The organism is Tessaracoccus pujii, from assembly GCF_054483895.1.
Map to the genome: position 1 here is coordinate 1432483 of NZ_CM137012.1, position 26232 is coordinate 1458714.

The 26232-nt window shown below is 70.6% G+C and carries 26 protein-coding genes and 1 pseudogene; 15 read left to right on the forward strand and 12 right to left on the reverse strand.

Annotated elements, in window-relative coordinates:
• The first annotated feature begins 10 nt into the window (after positions 1-10).
• Together ACX1D0_RS06980 and ACX1D0_RS06985 are read left to right on the forward strand one after the other, a co-directional pair.
• A complete protein-coding gene (locus ACX1D0_RS06980) occupies positions 11-904 on the forward strand; it encodes a DMT family transporter (protein WP_459020152.1) in 894 nt (297 codons plus the stop codon).
• 154 nt (positions 905-1058) lie between these two features.
• Positions 1059-2267, forward strand: a complete 1209-nt coding sequence (locus ACX1D0_RS06985) for a hypothetical protein (protein WP_459020153.1) — start codon at positions 1059-1061, stop codon at positions 2265-2267.
• Between the two features lie 175 nt (positions 2268-2442).
• On the opposite strand, the gene ACX1D0_RS06990 is transcribed toward ACX1D0_RS06985, so the two are convergent.
• From ACX1D0_RS06990 to ACX1D0_RS07010, 5 genes are read right to left on the reverse strand one after another with little or no spacing between them, the layout of a single operon-like run.
• Positions 2443-3471, reverse strand: coding sequence for a threonine aldolase family protein (locus tag ACX1D0_RS06990; RefSeq protein WP_459020154.1), 1029 nt, complete (start codon positions 3469-3471; stop codon positions 2443-2445).
• Positions 3468-4853: a class II 3-deoxy-7-phosphoheptulonate synthase gene (locus tag ACX1D0_RS06995; protein ID WP_459020155.1), complete on the reverse strand. Its 1386-nt coding sequence runs from the start codon at positions 4851-4853 to the stop codon at positions 3468-3470. Before ACX1D0_RS06995 ends, ACX1D0_RS06990 begins: the two co-directional genes overlap by 4 nt.
• A gap of 56 nt (positions 4854-4909) precedes the next feature.
• Positions 4910-5590, reverse strand: coding sequence for a response regulator (locus ACX1D0_RS07000; RefSeq protein ID WP_459020156.1), 681 nt, complete (start codon positions 5588-5590; stop codon positions 4910-4912).
• Positions 5587-6804: a sensor histidine kinase gene (locus tag ACX1D0_RS07005; protein ID WP_459020157.1), complete on the reverse strand. Its 1218-nt coding sequence runs from the start codon at positions 6802-6804 to the stop codon at positions 5587-5589. Before ACX1D0_RS07005 ends, ACX1D0_RS07000 begins: the two co-directional genes overlap by 4 nt.
• Positions 6797-7558, reverse strand: a complete 762-nt coding sequence (locus ACX1D0_RS07010) for a lysophospholipid acyltransferase family protein (RefSeq protein ID WP_459020158.1) — start codon at positions 7556-7558, stop codon at positions 6797-6799. Before ACX1D0_RS07010 ends, ACX1D0_RS07005 begins: the two co-directional genes overlap by 8 nt.
• Before the next feature lie 66 nt (positions 7559-7624).
• Here ACX1D0_RS07010 and ACX1D0_RS07015 point away from each other — a divergent pair, with 66 nt between their 5' ends.
• Positions 7625-8404 (forward strand): alpha/beta hydrolase, encoded by a 780-nt coding sequence (locus ACX1D0_RS07015; protein ID WP_459020159.1) that lies wholly within the window; start codon positions 7625-7627, stop codon positions 8402-8404.
• A gap of 16 nt (positions 8405-8420) precedes the next feature.
• On the opposite strand, the gene ACX1D0_RS07020 is transcribed toward ACX1D0_RS07015, so the two are convergent.
• A complete protein-coding gene (locus ACX1D0_RS07020; protein WP_459020160.1) occupies positions 8421-9536 on the reverse strand; it encodes a C40 family peptidase in 1116 nt (371 codons plus the stop codon).
• A 96-nt stretch (positions 9537-9632) separates the two neighbouring features.
• The gene (locus ACX1D0_RS07025; RefSeq protein ID WP_459020161.1) at positions 9633-9833 is read right to left on the reverse strand and encodes a hypothetical protein; all 201 of its coding nucleotides are present in this window, start codon (positions 9831-9833) and stop codon (positions 9633-9635) included.
• Positions 9834-9894: 61 nt separating this feature from the next.
• Between ACX1D0_RS07025 and ACX1D0_RS07030 the strand changes: the two genes are divergently transcribed.
• The 6 genes from ACX1D0_RS07030 to ACX1D0_RS07055 all read left to right on the forward strand — a co-directional run bounded on the left by ACX1D0_RS07030 (position 9895) and on the right by ACX1D0_RS07055 (position 15162).
• Entirely contained in the window at positions 9895-11661 is a 1767-nt protein-coding gene (locus ACX1D0_RS07030; protein ID WP_459020162.1) for a DEDD exonuclease domain-containing protein, read from the forward strand.
• A 58-nt stretch (positions 11662-11719) separates the two neighbouring features.
• A complete protein-coding gene (locus ACX1D0_RS07035; RefSeq protein ID WP_459020163.1) occupies positions 11720-12520 on the forward strand; it encodes a GAF domain-containing protein in 801 nt (266 codons plus the stop codon).
• Entirely contained in the window at positions 12517-12699 is a 183-nt protein-coding gene (locus ACX1D0_RS07040) for a hypothetical protein (RefSeq protein ID WP_459020164.1), read from the forward strand. Before ACX1D0_RS07035 ends, ACX1D0_RS07040 begins: the two co-directional genes overlap by 4 nt.
• Before the next feature lie 440 nt (positions 12700-13139).
• Entirely contained in the window at positions 13140-13478 is a 339-nt protein-coding gene (locus ACX1D0_RS07045; protein ID WP_459020165.1) for a PLD nuclease N-terminal domain-containing protein, read from the forward strand.
• Positions 13475-14407 (forward strand): ABC transporter ATP-binding protein, encoded by a 933-nt coding sequence (locus ACX1D0_RS07050; RefSeq protein ID WP_459020166.1) that lies wholly within the window; start codon positions 13475-13477, stop codon positions 14405-14407. The genes ACX1D0_RS07045 and ACX1D0_RS07050 overlap by 4 nt, the downstream gene beginning before the upstream one ends.
• Positions 14404-15162 carry an ABC transporter permease gene (locus ACX1D0_RS07055; protein ID WP_459020167.1) on the forward strand — a complete coding sequence of 253 codons (759 nt, stop codon included), beginning with the start codon at positions 14404-14406 and terminating at the stop codon, positions 15160-15162. Before ACX1D0_RS07050 ends, ACX1D0_RS07055 begins: the two co-directional genes overlap by 4 nt.
• A gap of 75 nt (positions 15163-15237) precedes the next feature.
• Here ACX1D0_RS07055 and ACX1D0_RS07060 read toward each other — a convergent pair whose 3' ends face one another.
• Both ACX1D0_RS07060 and ACX1D0_RS07065 read right to left on the reverse strand, forming a co-directional pair.
• Positions 15238-15747 carry a peptidylprolyl isomerase gene (locus tag ACX1D0_RS07060; protein ID WP_459020168.1) on the reverse strand — a complete coding sequence of 170 codons (510 nt, stop codon included), beginning with the start codon at positions 15745-15747 and terminating at the stop codon, positions 15238-15240.
• A 61-nt stretch (positions 15748-15808) separates the two neighbouring features.
• On the reverse strand, positions 15809-17245 hold the full coding sequence (locus ACX1D0_RS07065) for a MauE/DoxX family redox-associated membrane protein (protein ID WP_459020169.1): 1437 nt from the start codon (positions 17243-17245) through the stop codon (positions 15809-15811).
• A gap of 804 nt (positions 17246-18049) precedes the next feature.
• On the opposite strand from ACX1D0_RS07065, the pseudogene ACX1D0_RS07070 reads away from it, so the two are divergent.
• From ACX1D0_RS07070 to ACX1D0_RS07085, 4 genes and pseudogenes are all read left to right on the forward strand, one after another.
• A pseudogene (locus tag ACX1D0_RS07070) lies at positions 18050-18304 on the forward strand (sunset domain-containing protein); the annotation flags it as partial.
• A gap of 151 nt (positions 18305-18455) precedes the next feature.
• Entirely contained in the window at positions 18456-18920 is a 465-nt protein-coding gene (locus ACX1D0_RS07075) for an SGNH/GDSL hydrolase family protein (RefSeq protein ID WP_459020170.1), read from the forward strand.
• A 25-nt stretch (positions 18921-18945) separates the two neighbouring features.
• Complete coding sequence (locus ACX1D0_RS07080; RefSeq protein WP_459020171.1) at positions 18946-20277, forward strand: dTDP-4-dehydrorhamnose 3,5-epimerase family protein; 1332 nt, start codon at positions 18946-18948, stop codon at positions 20275-20277.
• Positions 20214-20945: an arsenate reductase/protein-tyrosine-phosphatase family protein gene (locus ACX1D0_RS07085; RefSeq protein WP_459020172.1), complete on the forward strand. Its 732-nt coding sequence runs from the start codon at positions 20214-20216 to the stop codon at positions 20943-20945. Before ACX1D0_RS07080 ends, ACX1D0_RS07085 begins: the two co-directional genes overlap by 64 nt.
• 110 nt (positions 20946-21055) lie before the next feature.
• On the opposite strand, the gene ACX1D0_RS07090 is transcribed toward ACX1D0_RS07085, so the two are convergent.
• The gene (locus tag ACX1D0_RS07090) at positions 21056-21226 is read right to left on the reverse strand and encodes a CsbD family protein (RefSeq protein WP_459020173.1); all 171 of its coding nucleotides are present in this window, start codon (positions 21224-21226) and stop codon (positions 21056-21058) included.
• A 188-nt stretch (positions 21227-21414) separates the two neighbouring features.
• Here ACX1D0_RS07090 and ACX1D0_RS07095 point away from each other — a divergent pair, with 188 nt between their 5' ends.
• Entirely contained in the window at positions 21415-22791 is a 1377-nt protein-coding gene (locus tag ACX1D0_RS07095; protein WP_459020174.1) for an HNH endonuclease signature motif containing protein, read from the forward strand.
• Between the two features lie 64 nt (positions 22792-22855).
• On the opposite strand, the gene ACX1D0_RS07100 is transcribed toward ACX1D0_RS07095, so the two are convergent.
• Both ACX1D0_RS07100 and ACX1D0_RS07105 read right to left on the reverse strand, forming a co-directional pair.
• Positions 22856-24064, reverse strand: a complete 1209-nt coding sequence (locus ACX1D0_RS07100; protein WP_459020175.1) for a winged helix-turn-helix domain-containing protein — start codon at positions 24062-24064, stop codon at positions 22856-22858.
• 82 nt (positions 24065-24146) lie between these two features.
• Positions 24147-25400 (reverse strand): ATP-binding protein, encoded by a 1254-nt coding sequence (locus ACX1D0_RS07105; protein WP_459020176.1) that lies wholly within the window; start codon positions 25398-25400, stop codon positions 24147-24149.
• A gap of 167 nt (positions 25401-25567) precedes the next feature.
• On the opposite strand from ACX1D0_RS07105, the gene ACX1D0_RS07110 reads away from it, so the two are divergent.
• Positions 25568-26209, forward strand: a complete 642-nt coding sequence (locus tag ACX1D0_RS07110; protein WP_459020177.1) for a prepilin peptidase — start codon at positions 25568-25570, stop codon at positions 26207-26209.
• The last annotated feature ends 23 nt before the right edge of the window (positions 26210-26232 follow it).

A 26232-nucleotide genomic window follows, 5' to 3' on the forward strand; every position in this document is an offset into this window, starting at 1 on the left:
GCGTGACCGCGTGACCTCCCCCCGCGGCGCCTGGCTGCCCGTCGCCGCGCTGCTGGTGGCCGCCGTCGCGTGGGGATCGACGGTGGTGGTGACGAAGAGCGCGTTCGCGACCATGTCGCCGCTCGGGGTGGTGGCCATCCGCCTGTTCCTCACCGGCGTGACGCTGGCGCTGATGTTCCCGCACCGCCTGCGGATGCCGCTGCGGGAGGCCGCCGTCGGCGCCGGCCTGGGGCTGCTGCTGTTCGCGGGCCTCGCCACGCAGACGCTCGGGCTGCAGCTGATCGCGCCGTCGACCACGGGCTTCCTCACGGCCACGTACGTGATCTTCACCGCGCTGATCTCGGCGGTGTTCCTGCGCCAGCGCCAGCCGGCGGCGACGTGGGTGGCGGTGCTGCTGACGGTCGCGGGGATCACGGTGCTCGCGCTGGGTCACGACGGCGAGTCGACCAACTTCGCCGTCGGCGCCTCCCTCACGCTGCTGAGCGCCGTGCTCTACGCCGTCCACATCGTGCTGCTCGGCAGGCGGGTGACGCGCAACACCGTGGTGCAGCTGACGGTGGCGCAGGCGGGCGCGGGTGTCGCGGTGAGCGTGGCGCTGTGGCCGCTGCTGCGCGAGCCGCTGCCCACCGACCCTGTGACGTGGGCGCAGCTGCTGTACCTGGGGATCATCTGCGGCGCGGTCGCGTTGTTGCTGCAGAGCTGGGGGCAGAGCCATGTGCCCGCCACGCCGGCCGCGGTGATCATGTGCACCGAACCGCTGTGGGCGGCCGTGTTCGCCGTCGGCCTCGGGGTGGAGCCGTTGACGGTGACGATGCTGGCGGGAGGATCGCTGGTGCTGGGCGCGCTCCTGCTGGCGGTCCTGCCCCGCCGTTCGGCGATACCTGAGGTCGCCTCCGTCGGCTGAGCGATGCTCGCTCCTGCACCCTGCTATCTATACAGCGGCTTCTGCGCATATACGCAGAAGCCGCTGTATAGATAGCATCCTGCAGCTCCTCCCGGGCAGGCGAGCGACCGCTCTCCGATCCGGCGCGACCCCCGCGCCTGTCACACTCGTATCCATGTCCGAGATCGTCTGGATCCTCATCGTCGTCGCGGCGCTGGCCGCCCTCGGGTTCGCCGCGTGGGGGATCCACCGCCACCAGTACGTGAAGCAGCTCCGCGAGCGCGGCTGGACGTTCGTGACCTCACCGTCGATCGGGATCGTCTACGGCCTCAACGTGCCCCCGTTCGGGATGGGGTTCCAGCGCTCGGTGGACGACCAGATCCTCGGCCGCGCCTCGGACGGCACCGGGTTCTCCGCGTTCCGCTACAAGTGCTCGCAGTGGAGGTCCGACGGCTACGTCGTCACCATGCCCCTGCCACGCCCCCTCCAGCCCGCCGAGATCTTCCGCACCGCCGCGCCCACGCTCAGCATCCCCGGCCAGACGATGGTGCTGGGCGATCTCACCGCCGCCGCGGGAGACGCCGGCTACGCGCAGGCCCTCGTCGAGGCCGCCGCGACGCCGCTCCAGGGGCCGTTCCGCGTCACGGTGGACCACGACCGCCTCGTGCTGGTCGACGCGCCGAAGCCGGCCGAGGAGCTGGCGGCCGCCGTCGAGCAGCTCGCCGCACTCCGCTCTCGCCTGCTGGCCTCCCCCGCCGCGACCTTCGTGGGCCCGGCCGCCCCGCCGTCGCTGAGTTTCTACCAGCGCCCGGGGTGGACCTACGTGCCGCGCGACGACAGCTACCTGGCGCTGCTCGACCACACCGGCGGCGGCCGGAGGCACGAGGCGCACGACATCATCTACTCCGACAACGACGGCCTCCCGTTCCTCCGCCTGCGCCACGAGTGGGAGACCACCCACACGCGCACGGACTCCGAGGGCCGCACGCGCACGGAGACCCGCCACCACAGCGAGGAGTTGTGCGAATTCCGCACCACGTTCCCGTTCCACGCGTTGTCGGTGAACTGGGAGCTGTTCGGGGCGGCGCAGAAGTTCGAGTGGGAGGAGTTCAACCGCCGCTACAAGGTGCGCTCCTCGGCGCCACGGTTCGCCTCGGACGTGATCCACCAGCGGCAGATGGAGTACCTGATGGGCTGCGGTGCGCCGAAGTTCGCCGTCGCGGGTGACCGGATCCTCGTCGGGGGTGGCGGGTCCTGGTATCCGGAGGACATCGACGCGGCCTCGCGCTTCCTGCACGGCTTCTTCGCCCGCGTCCCGGACCACGTGTGGCGCCAACTGGGCGCCTGGCCGCGCCCCATCGCTGAACTGGCCTACGACGCCTGAGCCGGGGCGGCTTGGGGCGCTGCCCCGGCTGGGGGGTGGGGTTGAGCCGATGGATGGGTTCGCGGAGCAGGCCACGCTCACCTCACGCGGGAGGGTCTCCACGAACCCATCCATCGGCTCAAACCCATACCCAGCCCGAGCCAAACCCACACGCGTCACCCGAGAGGAAGTGGGATCAGGCGGAGGGCGACGCCAGGGCGGCGCCGATGACGGCCCCCGCCTCGCGACACTCCTGTTCCGTCACGTCCATGTGGGTGACCGCCCGCAGCGACGACGGCCCCAGCACGCTGACCCGCACGCCCCGTTCGGCCAGCCCCGCCGCGACACCGGGGGCCCCGTCGGCCGGGATCATCACGATGTTGGTCTGCACCGACGCCTCGTCCACCGCCCCCGGGCACGCCTCGTTGATGGCCGACGCGAGCGTCGACGCGGCCCGGTGATCCTCGACGATCCGGTCCAGGTTGTGTTCCAGCGCGTACAGGCCGGCGGCGGCCAGCACCCCGGCCTGGCGCCACCCGGCACCCAGGCGCTTGCGCTGCACGCGGGCCCGCGCCATCTCGTCGGCCGTGCCCACGAGCACGGAGCCGACGGGGGCGCCGAGGCCCTTGGAGAGGCAGAGGGAGACGGTGTCGAACAACCGCCCGTAGTCGGTGAGCGGCCGGCCGGTCACCGCGACCGCGTTGGCCAGGCGCGCGCCGTCGAGGTGCGTCGCGACCCCCAGGTCCCGCGCCCCCTCGCTCAGCGCCACGAGCTCCGCGTAGTCCTGCACGGTGCCGCCGCCGAAGTTGTGGGTGTCCTCCACCTCGAGGCAGGCGGTCTCCACCAGGTACGGGCGGCAGTTGACCGCCACCAGGCTGAGGGCGTCGCCTGCCACCAACCGCCCCGACGACGAGACCCAGGTGCGCATCGTCACGCCGTGCAGCGCGCCGTGGGCGCCCATCTCGGCGCGGGCGATGTGCGCGTGCGCGTCGCACAGCACCTCGCGGCCGGGTTCGGTGTGCAGCCAGATGCCGAGCAGGTTGGACAGGCTCCCGGTGGCGCAGAACAGCGCCGCCTCCTTGCCGAACAGCCCCGCGACGTGCGCCTCCAGGGCGAGCACGGTCGGGTCCTCGCCGTAGACGTCGTCGCCGACGGGGGCCTCGGCCATGGCGGCCAGCATGCCGGCGCTGGGCCGGGTGACGGTGTCTGAGCGGAGGTCGATCACAGGTCCTTGGCCTTGTACTCCTGGACCGGGTTCACCCGCCCGAGGCGCCCGGAGCGCAGGCGCTTGGCGACGGTGAAGGCCAGTTCGAGTGACTGGTTGCGGTTGAGCCGGGGATCGCACACCGTCTCGTAGCGGCTGGAGAGGTCGTCCTCCACGAGGTTCATCACGCCGCCGACGCATTCGGTGACGTCGTCGCCGGTGAGCTCGACGTGCAGCCCCCCGGGCCAGGTGCCGAGCTGCTCGTGGACGTCGAAGAAGCCGTGCACCTCGTCGACGACGTCGGTGAAGGAACGCGTCTTGTAGCCGTTGGCGGCCTCGAACGTGTTGCCGTGCATGGGGTCGCACACCCAGGCCACCTTGCGGCCGGTGGCCTCGACGCCGGCGATGACGCCCGGCAGCACGTCGCGCACCTTCTTGGCGCCCATGCGGGTGATGAAGGTGATGCGGCCGGGGATGCGGTTCGGGTCCAACCGGTCCGCGAGCGCGATGGCCTGCTCGGCGGTGGTGGTGGGGCCGAGCTTGATGCCCAGCGGGTTCTGCACGCGGCGCAGCAGCTCGACGTGGGCGCCGTCGAGCTGCCGGGTGCGCTCGCCGATCCACAGCATGTGGCCGGAGCAGGTGTAGAGCTCCTGGGAGCGGGAGTCGACGCGGGTGAGCGCGCGCTCGTACTCCAGCAGGAGGGCCTCGTGGGAGGCGTAGAAGTCCACGGTGTCGAGGGCCGAGTCGTGGACGCCGCAGGCCACCATGAACGCCAGCGCCCGGTCGATCTCCGAGGCGAGTTCCTCGTACTCGGCCTCCACCTCGGAATCGCGGACGAACTGGCCGTTCCAGGTGTGGACGCCGCGGAGGTCGGCGAAGCCGCCCTTGACGAAGGCGCGCACCAGGTTGAGGGTCGCGGCGGAGGAGTTGTAGACCTGCAGGAGGCGCGCGGGGTCGTGGGCGCGGTCCTCCGGGGTGAAGTCGAAGCCGTTGATGGCGTCGCCGCGGTAGGCGGGCAGCGACACGCCGCCGCGGGTCTCGAGGTCGTTGGAGCGCGGCTTGGCGTACTGCCCGGCGATGCGCCCCACCTTGACGACGGGGACCTGCGCGGCGTAGGTCATGACCACGGCCATGGACAGCTGCACCAGCAGCTTGGACTTGATGTTCTGCGCGGTGACGGCGTCGAACGTCTCCGCGCAGTCCCCGCCCTGCAGCAGGAAGGCCTTGCCCTCGGCCACGTCGGCCATCTTGTGGCGCAGGTCGTCGCACTCGCCGGCGAACACCAGCGGGGGCAGGGACTCCAGCGCGTCGATGGTCTTGTCCAGGGCTGCCTGGTCCGGGTACGTGGGCTGCTGGACCATCGGCAGCGCGCGTAGTTCTTCCCGGGAGATGATGCTAGACATGCCCCGAAGGTTACTGCACCGCCGCAATCGGCCCTCGCCCCGGAGCCGACGGTGGACTACGCCGACGGGTCGTGCAGGCCCTGGTCGATGGCGTACAGCGTCAACTCCACCCGGTTGTGCAGCTGCAGCTTCTTCAACACGTTCTGCACATGGTTCTGCACCGTGCGGTGGGAGACGAACAGTTCGTCGGCGATCTCCCGGTACGCCATGCCCTTCGCCACACGGCGCAGCACCTCGATCTCGCGTGACGTCAGCGCGGGACTCTCCTCGTTCAGCGACCTGGCCAGGTTCACCATCCGCCGGAACTCCCCCAGCACGAGGCCGGCGAGCCCGGGAGTGAACACCGCGTCGCCCACCGCGGTCCTGCGCACCCCGTCGATCAACTCCTCCTTCGACGCGGACTTCACCAGGTAGCCCTTGGCGCCGGCCTTCATGGCGCGGAGCACGTCGTCGCGCTCCCCCGACGCGGAGATCACCAGCACCTGGAGGTCCGGGAATTCCTGCAGCAGCATCTCGATGCAGGTGGCGCCGTCGGGTGCCGGGATCTGCAGGTCCATCACGACGATCTCCGGGCGGCTGGCGCGGGCCCGGGTGAGGCAGTCGACGCCGCTCTTGGCCACGGCGACGATCTCGAACCCCACCTCGGTGAGGTCCTCGCTGAGCGCGTCGATCCACATGGGGTGGTCGTCGACGAGCATCACCCGCCGCCGCGCCGGCACCTCGTCTGCGTGCGTCATCGCTCCTGCTCCACTGCCTCGACATCGATGGGGAACCGCAGCTCCCACTCCGTCCCGGCGCCGGGTGAGGATTTGAGGATCGCCGACCCGCCGAGGGCCGTCATCCGGCCCACGATCGAGTCCTTGATGCCCATCCGGCCCGACTCGGCGGCCTGGACCACCTGGCTGGGGTCCATGCCGACTCCATTGTCGCGGACCCACAGGATCACTTCGTCGTCGCGCTCCTGGTCCAGCAGGATCCAGGCCTGCGCGTCGTCGCCGGCGTGCGCCTCCACGTTGTTCAGCACCTCCGTCAGCGCGGCCTGCACCTCGGCGGCGAGATGCCGCGGCACCCTCACGACGCTGGCCATCGTCGAGACCGTCACCCGCGCCGCATGGAACCGGTCGAGCGCCGCCGCCAGATCCACCAACGCGGTGGGCTCGACGGCCGCGATCTCGCGATCCTGCAGCAGCACCCGCAGCTGCGCCTCCGATTCGCGGGCAAGCGCCGCCAGCCGGATGCCGCGACCCCCGAGCCCCGGCCCCTCCCGCTCCACCAGCGCGAGCACCTGGAGTGCGCCGTCGTGCACGATCCGCGAGAGCCGTTCCCGCTCCGCGAGCGCCGCGGTGCGGGAGCGCTCCTCCTCCTGCTCGACGATGGTGGCCCGGAACTGCTCGATCAGCACGCCCAGGCTGGCGATGAGGATGACGGTGACGAACGCCGCGCCGAGGCGTTGGAGTTCGAAGTGCGACGGCACCCCCAGCAGCGCCGCGGACGTGACGAGGGCGAAGGCCACGCCCCACCGGGTGCTGAGGAAGATGGCCGCGTAGGCCGCGCAGCCGCTGATCCAGTACCCCGCCAGCGACAGGGGCGCCGCGAGCGGCGGGACGGTGACGACGGTGGTGAGGATGAGGGTGACGGTCACGCCGAGGTCCGCCACGTGCGCCTGCCACGTGCGGTTGGCGGGGGTGCGCATCCGCCAGGAGATGAAGAGGTGCCAGGCGATGAGCGCGAGGGTCGCGGCGACGACGCCCAGCGGCTTGTCGGTGTAGTTGACCACGTAGAAGAGGTTGACGAACACGGCGTGCAGCCCCAGCAGTGAGCGTGCCACCACCGCGACGGTGTAGACGCGGCCCAGGAGGTCCGAGCGGTCGCGGAATCCCATCCGCTCGGCGCTGGGCCGGCCGAGCCGGCGCAGGAGGGTGCGGTCGATCAGCGCGGGCCGGTCACTCAACGGGCTCCGTCGCCTGCAGCTGGGGCTTCGCGCCTCCGCCGGGGCGCGGGAGGAGGAAGGCGTCGGAACCGGTGTCCTTGAGGTCGCCGTGCTTGACCCGGGCCGCGTACACGTCGGCGTACTCCTGGCCGGTCAGTCGCTGGATGGAGGCGAGGACCTCGTCGGTGACCCAGCGCAGCACCTTGGTGTTGCCGGGGACGTGGCCGAACTCGGAGAAGTCCAGCGGCCTGCCGATGATGACGACGGGGCGCCTGGCCCACGGGATGCCGAAGATGCCCTTGTGGGACTTGGTGCCGATGACCCCGACGGGGATGACGGGCACGCCGTTGATGAGCGCGATGCGCGCCATGCCGGTCTTGCCCTTGTACAGGCGGCCGTCGGGCGAGCGGGTGCCCTCGGGGTAGATGGCGACGACACGGCCCTCGGCCAGGACGTCGGAGATGGCGCCGAGGGCGTCGGCGCTGGCCCGGCCGCCGCTGCGGTCCATGGGCACCATGCCCACCACCGTGAGGAACCAGGCGATGGCCTTACCGGCGAGCCCGCCCTGCCCGGCGAACAGCTCGGCCTTGGCGGGGAAGGTGAGGGGTCGCGGCATCATGGCGGGGACGACGAGCGAGTCGAGCGCCCCGATGTGGTTGCTGGCCAGGATGGCACCGCCGGACCGGGGGAAGTTCTCCGCGCCGATCACCTTGGCCCGGTATCCGTACTTCACCAGGGGGCGGAAGATCAGGGTCTTGAACAGGCGGTACCACATGCGCCGCAGTCTATGGCAGGGGCCGGGCCGCCCACCCGGATCGCCGAAGGCGCCTATCCTCGGACCATGCTGCGCTCGCTGTTCCCCCGCCCCACCGCGACACCCGTCTGGCCGGAGGCGCGCCCGCTCCATCTCGGCGGCGGCGACGTCGGCGTGGTGATGATCCACGGCTTCACCGGGTCCGTGCAGGCGATCGCGGGCTGGGCCGAGGCGCTGGCCACCTCCGACGGCGACTGGGCCGGGGCCCGCGTCGTCGCTCCCCGCCTCCCGGGGCACGGCACCTCGTGGCAGGACCTGGCGCGCACCCGCTGGTGGGACTGGTACGGCGCCGTCGAGGACGCGTACCTGGAGCTCGCCGGGCAGCACAAGACCGTCTTCGTGGCCGGTCTGTCGATGGGTGGGGCGCTCGCCCTGCACCTGGCCGCCCAGTATTCGGTGGCCGGCGTGGTGCTGGTCAACCCGTCGATCGCGACGACGGACCGGCGGGCACCGGTGGTGACCCGTCTGCCGGGGCTGCTGCCGTCCTTCCCGGGGATCTCGTCCGACATCGCCAAGCCCGGCGTGGTGGAGCTGGCCTATCCGCGCTTCTCGGCGAGGAGCGCGGCCACGATGGCCGGCCTCTGGCGCGAGGTGCAGGAGGGTCTGCGCCGCATCGACGCGCCGGTCCTGCTCATGAAGTCCGCGGTGGACCACGTCGTCGAGCCGCTGGGTTCGGAGATCATTCGCCGCGACGTGCGTGACGTCCGGCTCGCCTCACTGGACCGCAGCTACCACGTGGCGACGCTGGACTACGACGCGGACCTGATCGTCGCGGAGTCGCGGCGGTTCATCACATCCCTCCGCTGACCCCAGGGGGCGAGCGTCAGCCGACGACGCGGCGCACGCCGGTGATCGGCATGGACTGAAGGCTCGCGATCCGCACCCCGGTCCGCGGGTTGGCAGCGTCGACGATCTTGCCGTTGCCGATGTAGAGCGCGACGTGGCTGACCGGGCTGTAGTAGAACACCAGGTCACCCGGCTTGATCTCCGACAGCGAGACCTTCCGGCCCTCGCTGGAGTACTGCGTCCGCGACGAGCGCGACAGCGTGATGCCCACCTGGCGGTACGCGTAGCTGGTCAGGCCGGAGCAGTCGAAGGTGTCGGGACCCGAGGTGCCCCACACGTAGCGGCTGCCCACCTTGGCGAGCGCTGCGTTGACGGCGCCCTGGGCGCGCGACGACGCGGCGCCGTCGCTGACCGGCGCGGCGGCCTCGACCTTGGGGGCCGCGGCAGCGGCGGGAGCCGACGTGCTGGAGGTGGTCTCACGGGAGCGGCTGGCGGCCTCAGCTGCGGCGGCGCGGGCCTCGGCGGCGGCCTGGGCCTCTGCCGCGACACGCTGGCGCTCGGCCTCGATGGCCGCGAGACGCTGACGCTCCTCCTCGGAGAGGCGGTTGTAGACGCGCTCGGCCTCGGCCTCCTTGGCCTCGAACTGCTTCGCGAGGTCCTTCTTGGCCTCGGTGTCCTTCTTCAGCGCGGCCTCGGTGGCGGCGGCGTCCTCGCGCAGGGTGGCCAGCTTGGCCTGGACCAGCTGGAGCTGCTGGACGCCCGCGTTCGAGCGGTCGATCTCGGTCTGGAACGCGGCGAGGCCGCTGAGCAGGTTGTCCGACGAACCGCTGGTGAGGAGCTTGGCGGTGACGCTGAAGGAGTCGTTGCGCATCTGCAGCGTGGCGACGTCGCCGATCTGCGCCGACAGCTTCTCGACCTTGGACTCCTGCGTCCGAAGGTCAGCCGAGATGGTGGTGAGCTTCACCTCCGCCTGCTGCAGGCGCTCGCTGGCCTCGATCAGCTCCTGGTCGATGGCGGAGGACTCCTGGTGGATGCGCGCCAGTTCCTCGCGGGCCTTCTCGACGGCGGCCGGGTCTGCCTGGGCGGAGATGCCCAACGTGGCGACGAGGACGGCAGCAAGGCTGCTGACGAGGGCGATGCGGACTCGGTTCACGGGTACTCCAGGTGAGGGGGTAAGTCTGAGAGAATCCTAAGCGCCTTCAGCCTTTTCTCAAAGTCCCAGTTCCCGTGTCCATCGGGAGCCCCGCAACTAGCCCGCGCGCCGGTGCCCGCCGTCGTGCGCGAGCCGCAGCGGTGGCACCAGGCCGGCCTCCGCGAGCACCACCAGCGCCTGCTGCTCGTCGTCCTCGAGGCCCACGTCCGGCGGCCCCAGGAGCAGGGAGATCACGCAGTCCGAGCACGCGGCGCCGCGCTCGGAACAGGAGTTGCAGTCAACATGCAAGGTAGCCATGCGCCCCACCCTCCCCCACCCCACCGACAGTTCTGTCAGACCGCCCACCTAGCCTCTCCCCATGGCCACCGTCTCCGTCGCGCAACCCTCGTTCGAGGACCTCGGCGTCCACCTCTCCCAGGTGACGTTCGTGGTGGTGGACCTGGAGACGACGGGGGGCTCGGCCGATTCGGAGATCACCGAGGTGGGCGCGGTGAAGGTCCAGGGGGGCCGGATCCTGGGCGAGTTCCAGACCCTCGTCCGCCCGTCGGCCCCCATCCCCGCCATGATCCAGGTGCTCACCGGCATCACCAACCAGATGGTGGCCACCGCTCCCCCGCCGTCACAGGTGCTGCCCGCCTTCGCGGAGTTCGCCGCAGGCGCGGTGATCGTGGCGCACAACGCCCGCTTCGACACCGGCTTCCTCAAGCGCGGATACGAGCAGCTCGGCCTGGCGTGGCCGCGGCCCACCGTCGTGGACACCGTCGCCCTGGCCCGCACCGCGCTGCTTCGCGACGAGGTGCCCAACTGCAAGCTGGCCACCCTTGCCCGCTATTTCAGCGCCGGCACGGAGCCCAACCACCGCGCCCTCAGCGACGCCCGCGCCACCGTCGACGTCCTCCACGGCCTGTTGGAGCGCGTGGGCAACCTCGGTGTGCACACGCTGGAGGACCTCACCGAGTTCGCGCTGCAGGTCTCCCCGGACAGGCGGGCCAAGCGCACCTGGGCCACCACGGCCCCGGAGTGCGCGGGCGTCTACTACTTCTACACGGACTCCGTCACCCCCACCGGCGAGCACAAGCGTGAGGTCCTCTACGTCGGCAAGTCCACCAACCTCCGCCGCCGGGTCCGCTCCTACTTCTCCGCCGCGGAGAAGCGCGGCCGGATCCACGAGATGGTGCGCGTGGCCACCGGCGTGGAGTTCGTGCCCTGCGCCACGGACCTGGAGGCGGAGGTGCGGGAGCTGCGGATGATCGAGTCGCTGGCCCCGCGCTACAACCGTCGCTCGAAGAACCAGCGCAAGGTCAGCTGGCTGAAGCTCACCGACGAGGCGTTTCCTCGGCTGTCGATCGTGACGCAGGTCCGCGACGACGGCACCTACTTCGGCCCCTTCCGCAGCCGCGACGCCGCGGACGAGGCCGCGCTCACCCTCTACGACGCCTTCCGCCTCCGCCGCTGCACCACCAGACTCTCGGCGAAGAAGCCCTCCTCCTCCTGCGCGCTCGGGGAGATGGGCCGCTGCGTGGCGCCGTGTGAGCTGGGCGACGGCGCCGCCCAGTACCCCGCCATCGCCGAGGCTGTGTCCAGCAGCTGGCTGGGCGACGTGCGCCCGGTGCTGCGGAGCGTGCGGGTGCGGATGCGCAAGCTGGTGGCGCAGGAGCGCTTCGAGGAGGCCGGCACCATCTCGGACCGGCTCACGGCCTACTACCGCACATCCATCCGCTTCCACCGCCTGCGGTCCCTGGCGCTGTGCCGGCAGCTCGTGGCGGCCATCCCGTCGGCCGCGGGCTGGGACATCCACGTCATCCGTTACGGGAAGCTCGCCGCCGCCACGACGGCGCCCTCGGCCCGGGCGCGCACCGCGGCCGAGGAGGCCATGGCGGCGGCAGAGACCATCCTCCCGCCGCGCGGCGGGATTCCCGCTGGCAGCGTCGAGGAGGCCGAACGGATCGCGGCGTGGCTGGAGCTGCCGGGCGTCCGCCTCATCGAGACCGACGGCGAGTGGGCCTGGCCTCTCCACGCGGGCCTACCCGACGGCGCCCTGGCCCACGAGCTGCTCGGCCCGGCACCGCCCCTGCCTGTCGACGATCCGCTGGGGCGAACGGTCGCGGCCCTCCTCGCCTCTTAGCGGAGCTGGCCGGTCCACCAGCCCGGATTGGACCCAACGAGGCAATAGACTCCCGGCCGTGCAACCCACCGCAAGCCCACCGATCTCCAGGACTGGTGGTGACTTCCTCAGGAGCCTTGTCACAGGCTGGCTCTATTGGCCCATCATCGTCGTACTGAACGTCGGGTTGGTGCTGCTCGGCGCCTACCTCGGCAGCATCCCGCCAGGACGGTTCACAGTCCTAGCCATCGTAGGGGCGGTCGTGATCGTAATGGCCGTCCTGGGCTTGCCAAGCCTGCGTTCGAAGTGGACGCGCGAGTACGAGCGGGCCACTGCTGAGGAGCTCATCGCATTGGTTCAGTTCTATTACCTTCCAATTCTGATGCGATTGGCCAGGCAAGTCGGACAGCCGAGCAAGGAGCACTTGGCATCCGTCGAGGAGGCAATCATCAGTGCGGCGGACCACATCTGCGGGCCCTCGGACGTTCGGGTGCGCGGTGTCCTGTTCGAAGCAACAAACGGGTTCCTGCAGCCGAAGCTGGACAGGTTCAGCTCAGGGCAGCCTTCGCAGCGCCGGTTCGCCGCCCGCGGCCGAGGGCTGGCCGACAAGGAGGCTTGGCGGACCGCCCGCACCGGGAAGCCGAAGACCTACCCAGATTTGGCACAACACCAGCCGCCGGGGTTCATCCCTGGTAGCAACAAGTACGCGACCTTCAGCACCTGCGGCATCCTCGACGTCAAAGGCGAGGTCTACGGCATGCTGAACATCGATGCCGAGGTTGCTGATGTGTTCACAGGCATCGACGAAACCGTTCTGGAACTCCTCGCCCGGACTTTGTCGGTGGCCTACGCTGTTATGAAGGAGGAGGGTGAATCATGACTGACGTGCGAATGAGCAACGACGACCGCGACCGAGGTGTCTCGGCGAGCGGACCCGAAGCACAGGCGTACTACGAGCGAGCAATGAAAGAAGCCCGCAGTATCCTCGACTCCAGCCGTCGGGGGTACTACGCTTCGCGGCGCCGTGTGGGCTTCCAGGCTCGCGACGAGCGCAAGTAGGATCCCGAACGCAGCGATCTCCCGGGCCGATCACCGTTGCCCCTCGCTGAACTGGCTGAGAAGGAAGTCGGGAGTCTCACCCGTCGAGACGGCCCGCGCCGCTCCGCGGACGGACCTCCTCAGGGAACGGATTTGACAACCCGCGCCGCTCCACCGGCGGAACCCTCCCTCGCCCCCTGAGGAGCCCCACGTCGCGAAGCGACCGTTGGGCGTCTCGAAGGGTCGTAACCCTCCCCGACAGCCGGTCCCGCTCGAAGCTCTCGTCACAACCCTTCGAGACGGCCCGCGCCTCTCCCCAGGCGGACCTCCTCACGGAAGGGATCGACGGCCGCGCCGCGGCTCCTCCGCCGCGGGAGAGGACTACGGTTGACTAGTGGCGATGGCGCGACGACGGGCCGCGGTCCGTCCACACGCCGCCCGCCCGACAGAAGGGAACAGACATGCCTCTCGAGCAGCTCCTCGACCTCCCCGCCTGGCTCCTCGTGGTGCTGGGCATCGTTCTTGTCATCGAACTGGCGTTCCTCATCGTGGGCGTCGTCACCTGGGCCCGCACCCCTGACGCGCTCATGCCGAAGCCGAACAAGTGGGTGTGGCTGGCGCTGATCCTCTTCGTGCAGATCCTCGGCCCGATCGCCTTCCTCCTGGTCCGGCGCAGCGAGGCCAGGTACGCCACCGCAGCCGCGCAGCCGGAGGCCCAGCCCGGAGCGCGCCACGCGGCCGGCCGCACGGCCGCAGACACCGCCGACCTCCTCTACGGCACGAACGAGGACAAGAGTTGAACGTCGTCGAGACACACGACCTCACCAAGCTGTACGGCGACGTCCACGCCCTCGACGGCGTCACCCTGACCGTGCCGGAGGGCTCCGTGTTCGGCTTCCTGGGCCCCAACGGCGCCGGGAAGACCACCATGCTGCGGATCCTGCTCGGCCTGGCGCGTCCCACCTCCGGTGGCGCGACGATCTTCGGCCACGACACCCATGCCGGCCGGGACGCCGTCCACGCCCGCGTCGGGTTCCTGCCGGACGTGCCCGGCTTCTACCCCTGGATGACCGGGGCGGAATTCATGCGGTTGGCCGGCTCCCTCTTCGGCATCGCCGAGCCGGTCCTCGCCCAGCGCGCCGACGCCCTCCTCGAGATGGCCGGCCTGGCCGGGAACCGCCACCCCGTGGGCGGCTATTCGCGCGGCATGAAGCAGCGGCTCGGCATCGCCCAGGCGCTCATCAACGCGCCGGACCTGCTGATCCTCGACGAGCCGACGTCGGCCCTGGACCCGCTGGGACGCGCGGAGGTGCTGGAGATGATCGCCTCACTGCGGGGCCGCACCACCGTCCTGTTCTCCAGCCACCTGCTGGGCGACGTGGAGCGGATCTGCGACCAGGTGGCCGTCCTCGACCACGGCCGGCTCGTAGTGCAGGGCACCGTGGCTGACCTCCGTCGCTCCCACGGCGGCTCGACGACCGTGCGCATCGCCGTCACGCACGGCATCGAGGCGCTGGTCGCCGCCGTCGCGGCCGAGCCGTGGGCGGTCCGGCACATGCCGGTGCCGCGGGATGACGAGGCGATCGACGTGGTGGTCAGCGATCTCGCCGCCGCGCGGCAGGCACTCCCCGGGCTCGTCGCCGGGCTAAGGCTCGGGCTGCGCCGCTTCGACGAGCTCGAGGTCTCGCTCGAGGAGGTCTTCGTGGGCCTGGTGGGGGTGAACCGATGAGGAGCTTCAGGGCCTTCCTGGCCAAGGACCTGGTGGAGATCGTCCGCACGTGGCGGATCTGGGTGCTGCCGGGGATCCTGCTGTTCTCGGCCGTCACCGGGCCCCCGACGGCCGCCTACACGCCCGAGCTGCTGGCCACGCTCGGCGGCGACATCTTCACCGCCGAGATGCCGGACCCCACCTGGGTGGACTCCTACGCGCAGTGGACCAAGAACCTCAGCCAGATCGTCGCCTTCGCTCTCGTCATCATGCTGGGCAGCGCCATCTCCGGCGAGAAGCGCGCGGGCACCGCCGTCATGGTGCTGACCAAGCCGGTGTCGCGCGCGGGCTTCGTGGTGTCGAAGTTCGTCTCGACGGCGGTGCTGCTGGTGGGCGCCACCCTGGCCGCGATGCTCGTGACGTGGGGCGTGACGCTGATCTGGTTCCCCGACGCGCCGTTGCGCCCCCTGCTGGCGGCGACGGCGGCGTGGCTTCTGTTCGCGCTGCTGCTGGTGGCGGTGGTGCTGCTGGGTTCCGCGGCGGTGGACTCGGGCGCCGGCGCGGCCGGCATCGGGCTGGGCTTCTTCTTCCTGCTGATGATCTCGGGGATCTGGGGCCCGATGCTCCGCTGGACGCCCGCGGGGATGGTCAACGCGCCGGTGGCGCTCGGTGCCGACGTCGAGGTCTCCCTCCTGTGGCCCGCGCTCACGACGGCGGCGCTGACCGCCGTGCTGGTGTGGGCGACGGCCCGGGTGTTCGAGCGCCGCGAGCTCTGACGCGCTCCCCTCGCTGGCTGTGAAACGGAAACGCCCGCCCGGGCTCAGCCGGGCGGGCGTTCTCGACGATCTGGGTCAGGCGACCGTGACGGAGTTGATCACCACGGGCTCGACCGGGTTGTCGCCGCGACCGACCTTCGTGGTGGCGATCGAGTCCACCACCTTCTGGCTGGCCTCGTCCTTGACCTCACCGAAGATGGTGTGGCGCCGGTTGAGGTGCGGCGTGGGGCCCACGGTGATGAAGAACTGGGAGCCGTTGGTGCCGGGCCCGGCGTTGGCCATGGCCAGCAGGTAGGGCTTGTTGAAGGTCAGCTCCGGGTGGAACTCGTCGCCGAACTGGTACCCCGGTCCGCCGCGACCGTCACCGTTGGGGCAGCCGCCCTGGATCATGAAGCCGTCGATGACGCGGTGGAAGGTGAGGCCGTCGTAGAAGTTGCCGGTGGTCTTCTTCCCCGTGGCCGGGTCGGAGTATTCCTTGGTGCCGGTGGCGAGGCCGACGAAGTTCTCGACGGTCTTGGGCGCGTGGTCCGGGAAGAGCTCGATGACGATGTCACCGTGGTTCGTGTGGAGCGTAGCGGTGCTCACAAAGGGTCCTTTCGGTTGGCTCTCGTGGTCTGGACCAGTGTGGCAGAGGAGGGCAAGCGGGTCACTCCGACGGCGGGAGCTGGGCTTCGATGTCGGCCACGAACTCCTCCACGGCGTCGATCCCGGAGACCGGTCCGCCGGCGATCATGCCGTCGGCGCCCAGGAGCACCGCCGCGACCTTGCCCGTCGCGCGCAGCGCCCGGGCCGCGACGCCGTCGTGGTCGTACAGCGACACCGCCTCCACCTCCCGGGTCAGCGTGCCCGTCGAGGGGCGGATCGAGGGCACCAGCTTGGCCTCCAGCACCGGAAGACGCCGCTGCCACTCCCCCACGCGGGCGATGGCCTCGCGGGCCGGAGCGCACAGGCAGTCGATGGTGACCAGCAGCTGCGCGTGCTGCGCGGCGAGCGCCCGCAGCGTGACGGGCTCGCCGTCGGGGCGCAGGAGCACGCCGTCTGGGATGGGGAGGCGTTGATAGTCCTCGAGGCCGTCGTCCTCCTCGACGACGGCAGGCTCGGGCTCCACCGCTTCCGGCTCTGGCTTGGCCGCGGGTGCCCCGGCCGCCTCCGGCTCGGCGGCGGTCCGGAGGATGAGGTCCCGCACGGCCTTCTCTCCGACGGCCGGGGACCCCACCACGGCGCCCTTGGCGTCCAGTTCCACCGCGGCAGGCGTGTAGGGGCCGACGAGGGCTTGCGCGACGTTGGAGCCCCAGTCGTCGTGGAGGTGGGTGAGGTCCGTCCACTTCGGGTCGTGCAGGGAGTAGCCGGCGGGTCGCACCGGGACGATGACGCGCCCGGGCACCCGCGCCAGCCACTCGGGCAGCTGGGCGAGGACCCGCTCGCATCCGCCGCAGCCGGCCACCACGAACAGCAGCACCATCCCGCGGTGCTGGTGCGCGAGGGCGCGCAGCTGCACGCCCTTGCCGGTCTCCGCATCGGTGAGGCTGAGGTTCGCCGCGAAGCCGAGCGGCCTGTCCCCGGTACCCGCCCCCGCGTCGCGCCCCGGTACCAGCGACAACGTCACGACGACGGTGCTCAGCGCGGCCATCGCCACCCAGCCCCAGCTGCCGCCCTCCAGGTTGTAGAGCTCGACCCCCACAAGGACGCCCATGACCCCCAGCACGGCCATGAGGAGGAGCAGCAGGTTGCGCACCAGGGTCCGCCAGGAGACGTCGTGCGAGCCCAGCGCCCCGAAGCAGTTGCAGCGCACCGGCTCGTCGAAGCGCAGCGCCTGCCCGATCACGACGGCGTAGGCGGCGAACAGCGCCACCGCGGCCACCGAGCCCGCGACGAGCACCCAGCCCGTCCCCAGCACCAGCACCACGGCCAGCACCAGTTCCGCCCACGGCAGCAGCGACGGCGCCGGCGAGCGGCGCAGCCACTCCGGCAGCCGCAGCGCCTGGAAGGCGTCGCGCGTCTCGGCCGTCGCGCGCAGCTTGGCCCACCCGGAGACGGCCAGTAGAACGGCGCACGTCAGGTTCCCCAACACCAGATAGCTCACGCGCAGACCCTATCCCCTACCAATCTTCCTCAAACGCACCTTGCATGAACCCCACAAGCGGGTAGCGTAGAAACTGCTCGATTACGAGCCACAACTAGGGAGGTACTTGTGAAGAAGTCACAAGAGCTGAAGAAGGCCGCCGCGGAATCCGCTTCCGCCGCCGCCGAGTACGGTCAGCACGCACTCAAGGAAGGCATTGAGCGCGCCCAGGTCCTGTTGGACGAGGCCCGCCACCAGGCCGGCCCCATCCTGCACGACGCGAGGGTCCGCTCCGCGGACTTCGCCTCACGCAGGCTGGATGATCTGGAGCCGCACATCAAGGACGCGCTGGACCGCGTGACGCCCGCCGTCGACGCTGCGCGCGAGAGGGTGGAGGACGATTTCCTGCCCAGGCTGCAGGAGGTCCTGCACGCCGCGGCCGAGCACCCGGCCATCGCCGAGGCCAGCAAGCGTGGCGGCGCCGCCGTCATGGCACTGAAGGGCGAACTGGCCCCGAAGCCGAAGCACTCCAAGCTGAAGGGGTTCGGCAAGTTCCTCGCCATCGCCGCGATCGTCGCAGGCGCCGTCGCCGCTGTGCGGCACTTCCTTGCCCCGAAGGACGACGGCTGGACGGCCCACGAGCCGTCGAAGGCGTACGTCAACAACAACGACACCTTCTCCACCGCGGCGAAGTTCGCCGCCGACACCGCACCGGAGGGCCAGCCCGACGAGGTGGTCACCCCCACCGACGAGAGCGTCCAGACGGACGTGCCCGTCGAGGACACGACCCCCGAGCCGGCCGACGAGGCCTTCGGGCATAGCGTGGCCGAGGATGCCTACCACGACGGCGGGACGCCGGAGCCGGTTGAGGAGCCGGGTGTCGCGGCTGTCGAGGCCACCTACGGTGAGGGCGCCTACGTGGGCACCGAGCCGCCGGAGGGCTTCACCATCAAGGGCAACGAGCGCTCGAAGAAGTACCACGTGGCAGGCAGCGGTGGGTATGACCGCACCATCGCCGAGGTGTGGTTCAACTCCGAGGACGCGGCCAAGGCGGCCGGCTTCACGAAGGCCCAGCGGTAACGCATTACCGCAATGACAAGGGCGGCGCTCCCCGACGGGGGCGTCGCCCTTGTCGTCCCGGCAACAGGCTCAGGTGCCAGCCAGGAATGCTCGTCCGTCGCCCGCGAATCTCAGCTCGCCGGGATCCGGACTGAACAGTGCTTCTCGCTCGGTGAGCGGTCGGACAGCTGGGTGGGCAGCGCCGCTGAAGAACTCGGCTGGGGCACCGTCATCAACCTCGCCTCCCCCGGCGTGGCTACCTGACCGCACCGAGGTCCTGCGACGTCGAGCTTCGTCCGCACTATCCCCGGCTATCGCCGAGGCCGAGCCCGATGTCGTCGTCACGTTCGGTGGCACCTCCGACGGCGATTACAGCCTCGCCGACCCGGCGACCAAGTACTTCGACGCGCTGCGGCAGGCGTTGCCGGATGCGGAGCTGGTGGCCATCTCCCCCGTCACCACGGAGGGCTCCGTGCCGTACTTCCTCACCCTGCACGGCCGCACCATCCGCGCCGCCGTCGAGGCCGTCGACGGCACGTTCGTCAACGTGGGGCAGCCCGGCGCCGGGGACGGCGAGACGCTGTCCGGTGAGGCGCAGGCGGAGATCGCGCAGAAGGTTGTGGACCAGCTCCAGTAGTACCCAGCGGCCAGAGAGGAGACCCGTGCACGAGCTTCGCATCACCCACACCGAGATCCCGGGTCTGCTGATCCTGCACCTGGGCGTGCAGTACAACGACGACGGCTGGTTCAAGGAGAACTGGCACCGCGCCAAGATGACCGCCCTCGGGCTGCCCGATTTCCAGCCCGTGCAGCACAACGTCACCCACATGGTGCAGCGCGGCATCACCCGGGGCTTCCTCGCCGAGCCGTGGGACCGCCTGGTCAGCGTGGTGCGCGGCCGCGCCATGGGAGCGTGGGTGGACCTGCGGGCCGGGGAGGGCTACGGCCGCACCTTCACGACGGACCTCGACCCCAACACCGCGGCCTTCGTCCCCCGCGGCGTCGCGAACGGCCACCAGGTGCTCGAGGACGACACCACGCTCACCTACCTGCTGGACCACCACTGGTCCGCTCAGGCGCGGAGAACGTACTCGTCGATCAACCTGTTCGACCCGGCCCTGCACATCCCCTGGCCCATCAGCAGCGACCGCGCCATCGTTGCCCACCGCGACTCCCTCTACCCCCTCCTCGCCGACGCCACACCCGTCGAGCCGCGCCGTACCCTGGTGCTGGGCACCGACACCCCCCTGGGCCGCGCCCTGCGGGCCGCGCTCCCCCGCGCTGACGGGATCTCCGCCGAGGACCTCGACGGCCCCGACGCCGTCGACGCCTCCGCCTACGACACCCTCGTCCACGCCCACGGAGCCACCGCCACCGGGCGCCCCGGCGAGACGGGGGCGCGGGAGAGCTGGAGTGTCGCGGCAGGGCGGGCGCAGCGCCTGGCAGACCTCGCCCGCCGGCACGGCATGCGATACGTGCACGTGTCCTCGGACTGCCCCTTCGACCGCCCCGCCCCCGAACACCCGGAGAACCACCAGCTGAGCCTCGCCACCGCGCACGGGCAGGCGCTGGCCGCCGGCGAGACCGTGGCGGCGGGCGTGCCGCGCCACCTCGTCGTACGGACCGGATGGGTGGCGGGACGGGACGAGGGGTTCGTGCACGACCTGGTGACCTCCGCCCGTCACGGTCAGCGGGTCACCGTCGACGGCGAGCGCAGCGGGCGGTTGACGTTCGCCACGCAGCTGGCCGCCGGGATCACGCACCTGCTGGACGCCGGGGTCGCGGCCGGCACCTACAACCTGACCGGCGACGGTCGCGTGGGGTCAGCTGGGCCGATGTGGCCCGGCGCGTCTACCAAGCGATGGGCGCCGATCCGCGGCTGGTGCAGACCGCCGTCGGGGATTCAGGCGGTACGGCCGTGGAGGAGGGGGTGCTCAGCCTCGAACGGATCAAGGCCAGCGGTTTCCGGCCTGGAAACGCGTGGCTGGATCTGATCGACCACCTGCCCCGACAGAGCGGCCCAGCGGGGTCCGGTGGCGCCGTCGCCGGTGAGGGCGCCGTCGAGTCATCCGGGGCTGGGGCTGTGGCTGCCGTGCCGGTGGCGTCCGGGGCGGCCATGGCGGGGGGTGCTGGGCGTGAGCGGCCGTACACCGTGCTGTTCGTGTGCACGGGGAACATCTGCCGGTCGGCGTATGCCGAGGTCGCGGCAGGGGCGTCGGCTCCGGAGGGGGTGGTGTTCGTGTCGGCCGGGACGCGCGCCCTCGTCGGGCAGGGGATCGATCCGCCGATGGCCGCGGAGCTCGGGGGTCGCGGAGAGGCGGACGCGCACCGGGCACGGCAGCTGACGCGCTCCCTGGTGGAGGAGGCGGACCTGATCCTGGCCATGGCCGCGGAGCACCGTCGCTACATCCTCGACGAGTGGCCGGCGCTCGGGCGAAAGGCGTTCGTCATCGGGCACGCGGCGCGGGTGCTGGGCGAACTGCCTGCTGAGGTGACGTTGGATTCCGTGGTTGAGCACCTGTGGCGGCACCGGACGTCCGAGGAGGGCGACGAGGTCGCGGATCCGTACCGTCGGGGATCGGAGGCTGCTGGGGTCGCGGCTCGGCAGATCGACGGGTACCTGGGGGTCATCGTCGGAGCATTGTCGCGGCTGGGCGGGTGACGTTGGGTCTCGCCCCTTCGAGACGCGGGCCCTCCTCGGCGAGCGGATGGACGTGGCGGCGGCCGGCCACCTGCTGAGGTGACCGGCCGCCGTCGTCGGGGCTGGGCTGGCTACTTGAAGATGTCCTTGACCTTCTCGCCGGCCTGCTTGATATCGGCCGAGGTCTGGTCGGCCTTGCCCTCGGCTTCGAGGCGCTCGTTGTCGGTGACCTTGCCGAGGCCTTCCTTGACCTTGCCGCCCGCTTCCTCAGCGGCGTTGCGGATCTTGTCGTCGGCTCCCATGATTCCTCCTGTGGGGTAGATGGTTACCTGTCTCGTACCCAGAACTTGGCGTCTCAAACCTCCATCGGGTGGTCGCTTCCTCCGGGGCCACCCTCAGCCCGTTACCGCTCACGCGTTCGATTATCACGATTGGATAACAGTCTCCCCTGGGGCTTGGAATGGCTCTTGTGTTCGATTAGCATGGAGGCATGTTCCAGAAGCGGCTCACCACGGACCAGGCGCTCAGCGCGTTGGAATCCGCGCTGTCGCTGGTGGACCACGCTGAGCGCGAGAGGCTCGACGCCCCGGCCAGGCTCCGGCTGATGCAGCGTGCGCGGCGGTTGTCGGAGCGGCTGGAGACGCTCGCCCATGTGCTCACCGACGAGGCCAACCGGGCGCAGGCATCGATGAGGGCGGCCGGGACTCCCCTCACATCGTTCCTTGCTGTGACGGAGCAGCGAGACGCGAAGGAGGCCGCCGCGAAGGTGTTCCAGGCACGCGACGTGGCCGCCCACTCCCAGGTGAAGCAGGCCGCGCTGGACGGTGACGTCTCGCCCGCGCATGCGGTGGCCATCTCCCAGGGCATGTCGCAGCTGCCGGCCGGGCTGAGCCCGGAGCAGCTTGTGCGGGCTGAGGAGGTGTTCCTCGGGCGCGCGGGCTCCACCACGCCGCGCGAGTTGTCGAAGCTGGCGCCGGTGGTGTTGGCGGAGGTCGCACCCGAGCAGGTCCCCACGCCGGAGCAGCGGGTGGCGGACGTCGAGGCGCAGGCGCGACGGGCCCGTGCGAAGCGGGCGTTCAGCTACGGCGACGACGGCGACGGGTCGGTGTGGTTCCGGGGGTCGCTGCCCGCGGTGGACGCCGCGCCGCTCGTGGCGGCCGTCGAGGCGTACGTGCAGGCGGACCGACGCGCGGCGCGGGATCGGCTGGCAGACGTCCGGGCGCTGCGCCCCGGCCCGCAGATGCTGCGCGACCATGCGGCGGCGGATCAGGGCCGCACCCCCGAGCAGCGCCGGGCGGACGCGTTCGCCACCTTGATGAAGGAGCATCGCGGGGCGCCGACGGTGGCCGGAGACCGGCCGCGGATCGTCGTCACCATCCAGGAGTCGGACCTGCGGGAGCGCGCAGAGGCGGTGGGCGTGTTGGCGTCGGGTGCGGAGATCGCGCCTGGGGACCTGCGCCGGCTCTGCTGCGACGCGGACCTCACGCCCGCGGTTCTCGGCGCCCGGTCCGAGGTGCTGGACCTCGGCCTGACGAAGCGGCTCGTCCCCGCCGGGCTGCGCAAGGCGCTCTCCATCCGCGACGGAGGCTGCGCCTTCCCCAACTGCACCGCACCGGACACGGCGTGCGAGGCCCACCACGTCGTGCCGTGGTACCTCGACGGGCCCACATCGCTGGGAAACATGGTCTTGCTCTGCGCCCACCACCACGCGGTCGTAGAGCCGCAGCGCTTCAACGACGCCGCGGACCAGTGGACCGTCACGTTCGATCCAGTCACCAGGAAACCGGTGATCTCGCCCACGAAACGGATGCAGCTGTACTTGAGGGGCCAGGATCGACGGCCGGACCATGTCCCCCGTCGGCCGTAGGATGCGGTCGCCCCTAGATCGAGCACATCGACCGACGCGCCCAGCGTCGGGAAGTTCGCGACCCTCAGCTGACGAGTCCGGCCAGTGCTGGGGCGAGGGTGCCGGGGCCGGTCACCGCGACGTCGGACAGGCCCTGCCACTCGGCCGCCTCGGTCAGCAGGGAGGCAACGCGCCTCGCCACGTCGTCGACGCTCCCCTCATGTGTCGGCTCGACGTGGGCGTGCTGGACGCGCAGGATGCCGGCCTTGCGGTCGCTCTTGAGGTCGATGCGGGCCGCGATCTGGTCGTCGAGCAGCACCGGCAGCACGTAGTAGCCGTGCTCGCGCTGCTCCTTGGGCGTGTAGATGGAGATGCGGTAATGGAAGTCGAACAGCCGCTCCGCGCGGGGGCGGTACCAGACCAGGGGGTCGAACGGGCTGAGTAACGCGTCGGCATGGACCCGCCTGGGGATGCGCCGGCCGGCCGGCATCCACGCGTCCTTCGCCCACCCGTCGACGGTCACGGGCTGGAGTTCGCCGTCGGCCACGAGCTGCTCGACGGCGAGGCGCGCGTCGGCGATCTTGAGGCGGGGATAGTCGGCCAGGTCGTCGAGGGTGGCGACCCCATGCGCGACGGCGGCGCGACGGACGAGCTCGCGGACGGCGTCCTGCTTGGGCATGGGTTCGAGGGTTTCGGGTGGGAGGACGGCGGTGGCGGGGGCGAGGACGCGCTCGAAGCGTTGGCGGCCGACGGTGACCAGATCGCCGGTGCGGAACAGGTACTGCGCTGCCCAGTGCACGTCGTTCTTGTTCCACCAGCCGCCGCCGAGGGAGACGTTCTGGGGATGGTCGAGGTCGCGGATGCGCAGCGGGCCTCGGTCGGCGAACTCGGCCAGGACGTCGGCAATCAGCTCCTTGTTCTCGGTGGCCCAGTTCTGGAAGCCCGGGCGCTTCGGGGCGACGCGATGCCAGTGCCACAGCGGCCAGTCCGAGACGGGGATGACGGTGGCCTCGTGGGCCAGGTACTCGGTGTAGCGGCCGAGGCGCGGTGTGGCGGGGGTGTCGTGGTGGAGGAGGGCGTCGAGGGCGGCCTTCGGATACGGCCCGAGGCGCGCGAGCAGCGGGAGGTAGTGGGAGCGCTCGAAGACGTTGACGGTGTCGAGCTGGAGGACGCCCATACGTGCGATCGCCCGGTTGATGGACGCGGTGGTGGGCGTCGTCGGGCGTGGCGCGGCTAGGCCCTGCGCGGAGATGGCGAGTCGTCTGGCTTCCGCTGGGCTCAAGTGTCGCGGCATTGGGACAGGATAGGCGGCTGGCACTGGACCCGAGGCGCGAGCCCGGTACGCCCCTGCGCCTTGCCCCCGAGCGCGCCTGGGATCACGGCCCGAAGGCACCGATCGGGATCACCATCACTCCGTCGGGCCTGGTGTAGCCGTAGCCACTCGCGGTGATCACCCCGAGGACGGCCGGGGCACCGCTCTTGTCGGTGTCGACTTTGGCCGCGAATTTCAGCAGAGAAGACGCCGCTCGGTCCACCTGTCCCGGCCCCAGCTTGACCTCGAACGCGCCCCAGGTCCCGTCCCGGGTCGCGATGATCAGGTCCACCTCCAGCCCATCGGAGTCACGGTAGTGGTAGACCGAACCATCGAGGGCATCAGCGTAGACACGAGCGTCCCGGACCGCCAGCGACTCGAAAAGTAGTCCGAAGGTGTTGAGATCTCGCACGAGTTTCGTCGGGCTGGCTTCCAGGGCCGCCGCAGCGAGAGAGGGGTCTACGAGATGGGTTCGCGGCCTCCCCCGCAGTCGCGCCCGAGATCTCAGGTGCGTCGCCCATGCCGGCTGTACCTCAAGGAGCATGAGCCTGGTGAGTGCATCCTGATACTCATGGGCCGAGAGCCGCGAGACTGTGGCGTCGAGGCCTTCAGCCTCTGTGGCCAACCTGGTCACGTTGTGCTCCATCGCCGTGTTTCGGGCCAGTGCCTGAATGAATCGCATGACCCGCACAGGGTCTCGGCGAGGCCCCGAAATCCGTGGGAGGTCGACCTCTGCGACTGTGCGCAGGTAGTCACGGTTTGCCGCAGCTGCATCACGCGTCGACAAACCGAGGTTCAACGGCCAGCCGCCTCGAACCACCAGTTCTGCTGTCCGCTGGGGGGTCGTGGCATCAGCTGGCGAAGTGGGGCGATCGCCAGCAAGCATGGCCTCGAGGGACAACACCCCAGTGGACTCCCCCGACTCGAAGAGGGACAGCGGGCGCATGACCAGCCGCGCGAATCGCCCAGCGCCGGAATGCCGGCGCACATCATCGCTGGGCACCGCCGAACCGGTCAGGACGAACTGTCCAGGTGCGCCACGCTTGTCCACCTCAGCACGCACGAAGTTCCAGACACGAGTGCCATCCAGCTGCCACTCATCGATGAGGCGTGGGGCGGCACCTGACAGCACCAAGGCGGGATCGACTTCCAGCGCACGAAGGGCAGCCTCATCGACGTCGAGGTAAACCGCGCTGGCGGACGCCCGCTGGGCTGTGCGGGTCTTGCCACATGCCTTGGGCCCCTCGATCAGGACCGCACCCGAGGATGCCAGGCGGGCCGATAGGAGCGTGTCGACGATCCGGGGAAGGTAATCCATCTCGCCTCCTATCAACCGGGGTTGGATCGTGGGAAAGCTTACACTTTGCAGCGCTCTACGCTTACACTTTGCAGCCTTGTGTGCTGGCACTTTGCAGATCCTCACCGCAGGACGCCTGGCACGACCTTGGCCATCAAGGAGGACCGGGCAGGGGCTAGGGTCGGGGCATGGTGTGGGTGGCTGCCGGGGTGGTCGCGGTGGTGGCCGCCGTCGTCATGGCGCTCGCGGTGCCACGGGTGCGCGTGCTGGACGACGACGAGGCGCCGGACTTTGCCACGCTGGTCAACGCATGGAGCGTTGCGGGGGTGACGGCCGGGGCGTTCCTGGCGGCCCTGGCGCTCTGGGTACTGCCGACGGAGCTGTGGTGGCTGTGGGTGCCGTACCTCGGGATCGGCGCCCCCCTGGCCTACGTCGACCTCCGGACCACATTCCTGCCGAAACAGCTGCACTACGTGGGTGTCGCGGCGATGGGGCTGGGACTGGTGGGGCTGGCGGTGCTGGACATCCGGGCGGCCGTGGGCGCCGTCGTCGGGGCGGTGGCGGCGTTCGGGCTGCTGTACCTGGCGTGGTACCTCTCCCCCGGACTCGGCTTCGGCGACGTTCGGCTGGCGCTGCTGATCGGTGCGGTGGCCGGTCAGTCGGGGGTGTCGATGTGGACGGCGGCGCTGTTCTTCGGCACCGCCCTGGGCGCTGTGCACGCCGTCGGGCATGCGCTGTGGGCGCGGCGGGATGAGGATCGTCCGAAGCACTTCCCGTACGGGCCGGCGTTGTGGCTGGGACCGATTGTCGCGGCTTGGGTGATGAGATGACTCGACTGGTTGACAACCCCAGC

What these genes read in the sequence shown, in the direction of transcription:
- ACX1D0_RS07055 (WP_459020167.1), top strand. Translation starts at nt 14,404, where the DNA reads ATGAGGAGCTTCAGGGCCTTCCTGGCCAAGGACCTGGTGGAGATCGTC.
- ACX1D0_RS07000 (WP_459020156.1), bottom strand. Translation starts at nt 5,590, where the DNA reads ATGACGCACGCAGACGAGGTGCCGGCGCGGCGGCGGGTGATGCTCGTC.
- ACX1D0_RS07015 (WP_459020159.1), top strand. Translation starts at nt 7,625, where the DNA reads ATGCTGCGCTCGCTGTTCCCCCGCCCCACCGCGACACCCGTCTGGCCG.
- ACX1D0_RS07090 (WP_459020173.1), bottom strand. Translation starts at nt 21,226, where the DNA reads ATGGGAGCCGACGACAAGATCCGCAACGCCGCTGAGGAAGCGGGCGGC.
- ACX1D0_RS06985 (WP_459020153.1), top strand. Translation starts at nt 1,059, where the DNA reads ATGTCCGAGATCGTCTGGATCCTCATCGTCGTCGCGGCGCTGGCCGCC.
- ACX1D0_RS07025 (WP_459020161.1), bottom strand. Translation starts at nt 9,833, where the DNA reads ATGGCTACCTTGCATGTTGACTGCAACTCCTGTTCCGAGCGCGGCGCC.
- ACX1D0_RS07030 (WP_459020162.1), top strand. Translation starts at nt 9,895, where the DNA reads ATGGCCACCGTCTCCGTCGCGCAACCCTCGTTCGAGGACCTCGGCGTC.
- ACX1D0_RS06995 (WP_459020155.1), bottom strand. Translation starts at nt 4,853, where the DNA reads ATGTCTAGCATCATCTCCCGGGAAGAACTACGCGCGCTGCCGATGGTC.
- ACX1D0_RS07040 (WP_459020164.1), top strand. Translation starts at nt 12,517, where the DNA reads ATGACTGACGTGCGAATGAGCAACGACGACCGCGACCGAGGTGTCTCG.
- ACX1D0_RS07045 (WP_459020165.1), top strand. Translation starts at nt 13,140, where the DNA reads ATGCCTCTCGAGCAGCTCCTCGACCTCCCCGCCTGGCTCCTCGTGGTG.
- ACX1D0_RS07095 (WP_459020174.1), top strand. Translation starts at nt 21,415, where the DNA reads ATGTTCCAGAAGCGGCTCACCACGGACCAGGCGCTCAGCGCGTTGGAA.
- ACX1D0_RS07100 (WP_459020175.1), bottom strand. Translation starts at nt 24,064, where the DNA reads ATGCCGCGACACTTGAGCCCAGCGGAAGCCAGACGACTCGCCATCTCC.
- ACX1D0_RS07010 (WP_459020158.1), bottom strand. Translation starts at nt 7,558, where the DNA reads ATGTGGTACCGCCTGTTCAAGACCCTGATCTTCCGCCCCCTGGTGAAG.
- ACX1D0_RS07110 (WP_459020177.1), top strand. Translation starts at nt 25,568, where the DNA reads ATGGTGTGGGTGGCTGCCGGGGTGGTCGCGGTGGTGGCCGCCGTCGTC.
- ACX1D0_RS07105 (WP_459020176.1), bottom strand. Translation starts at nt 25,400, where the DNA reads ATGGATTACCTTCCCCGGATCGTCGACACGCTCCTATCGGCCCGCCTG.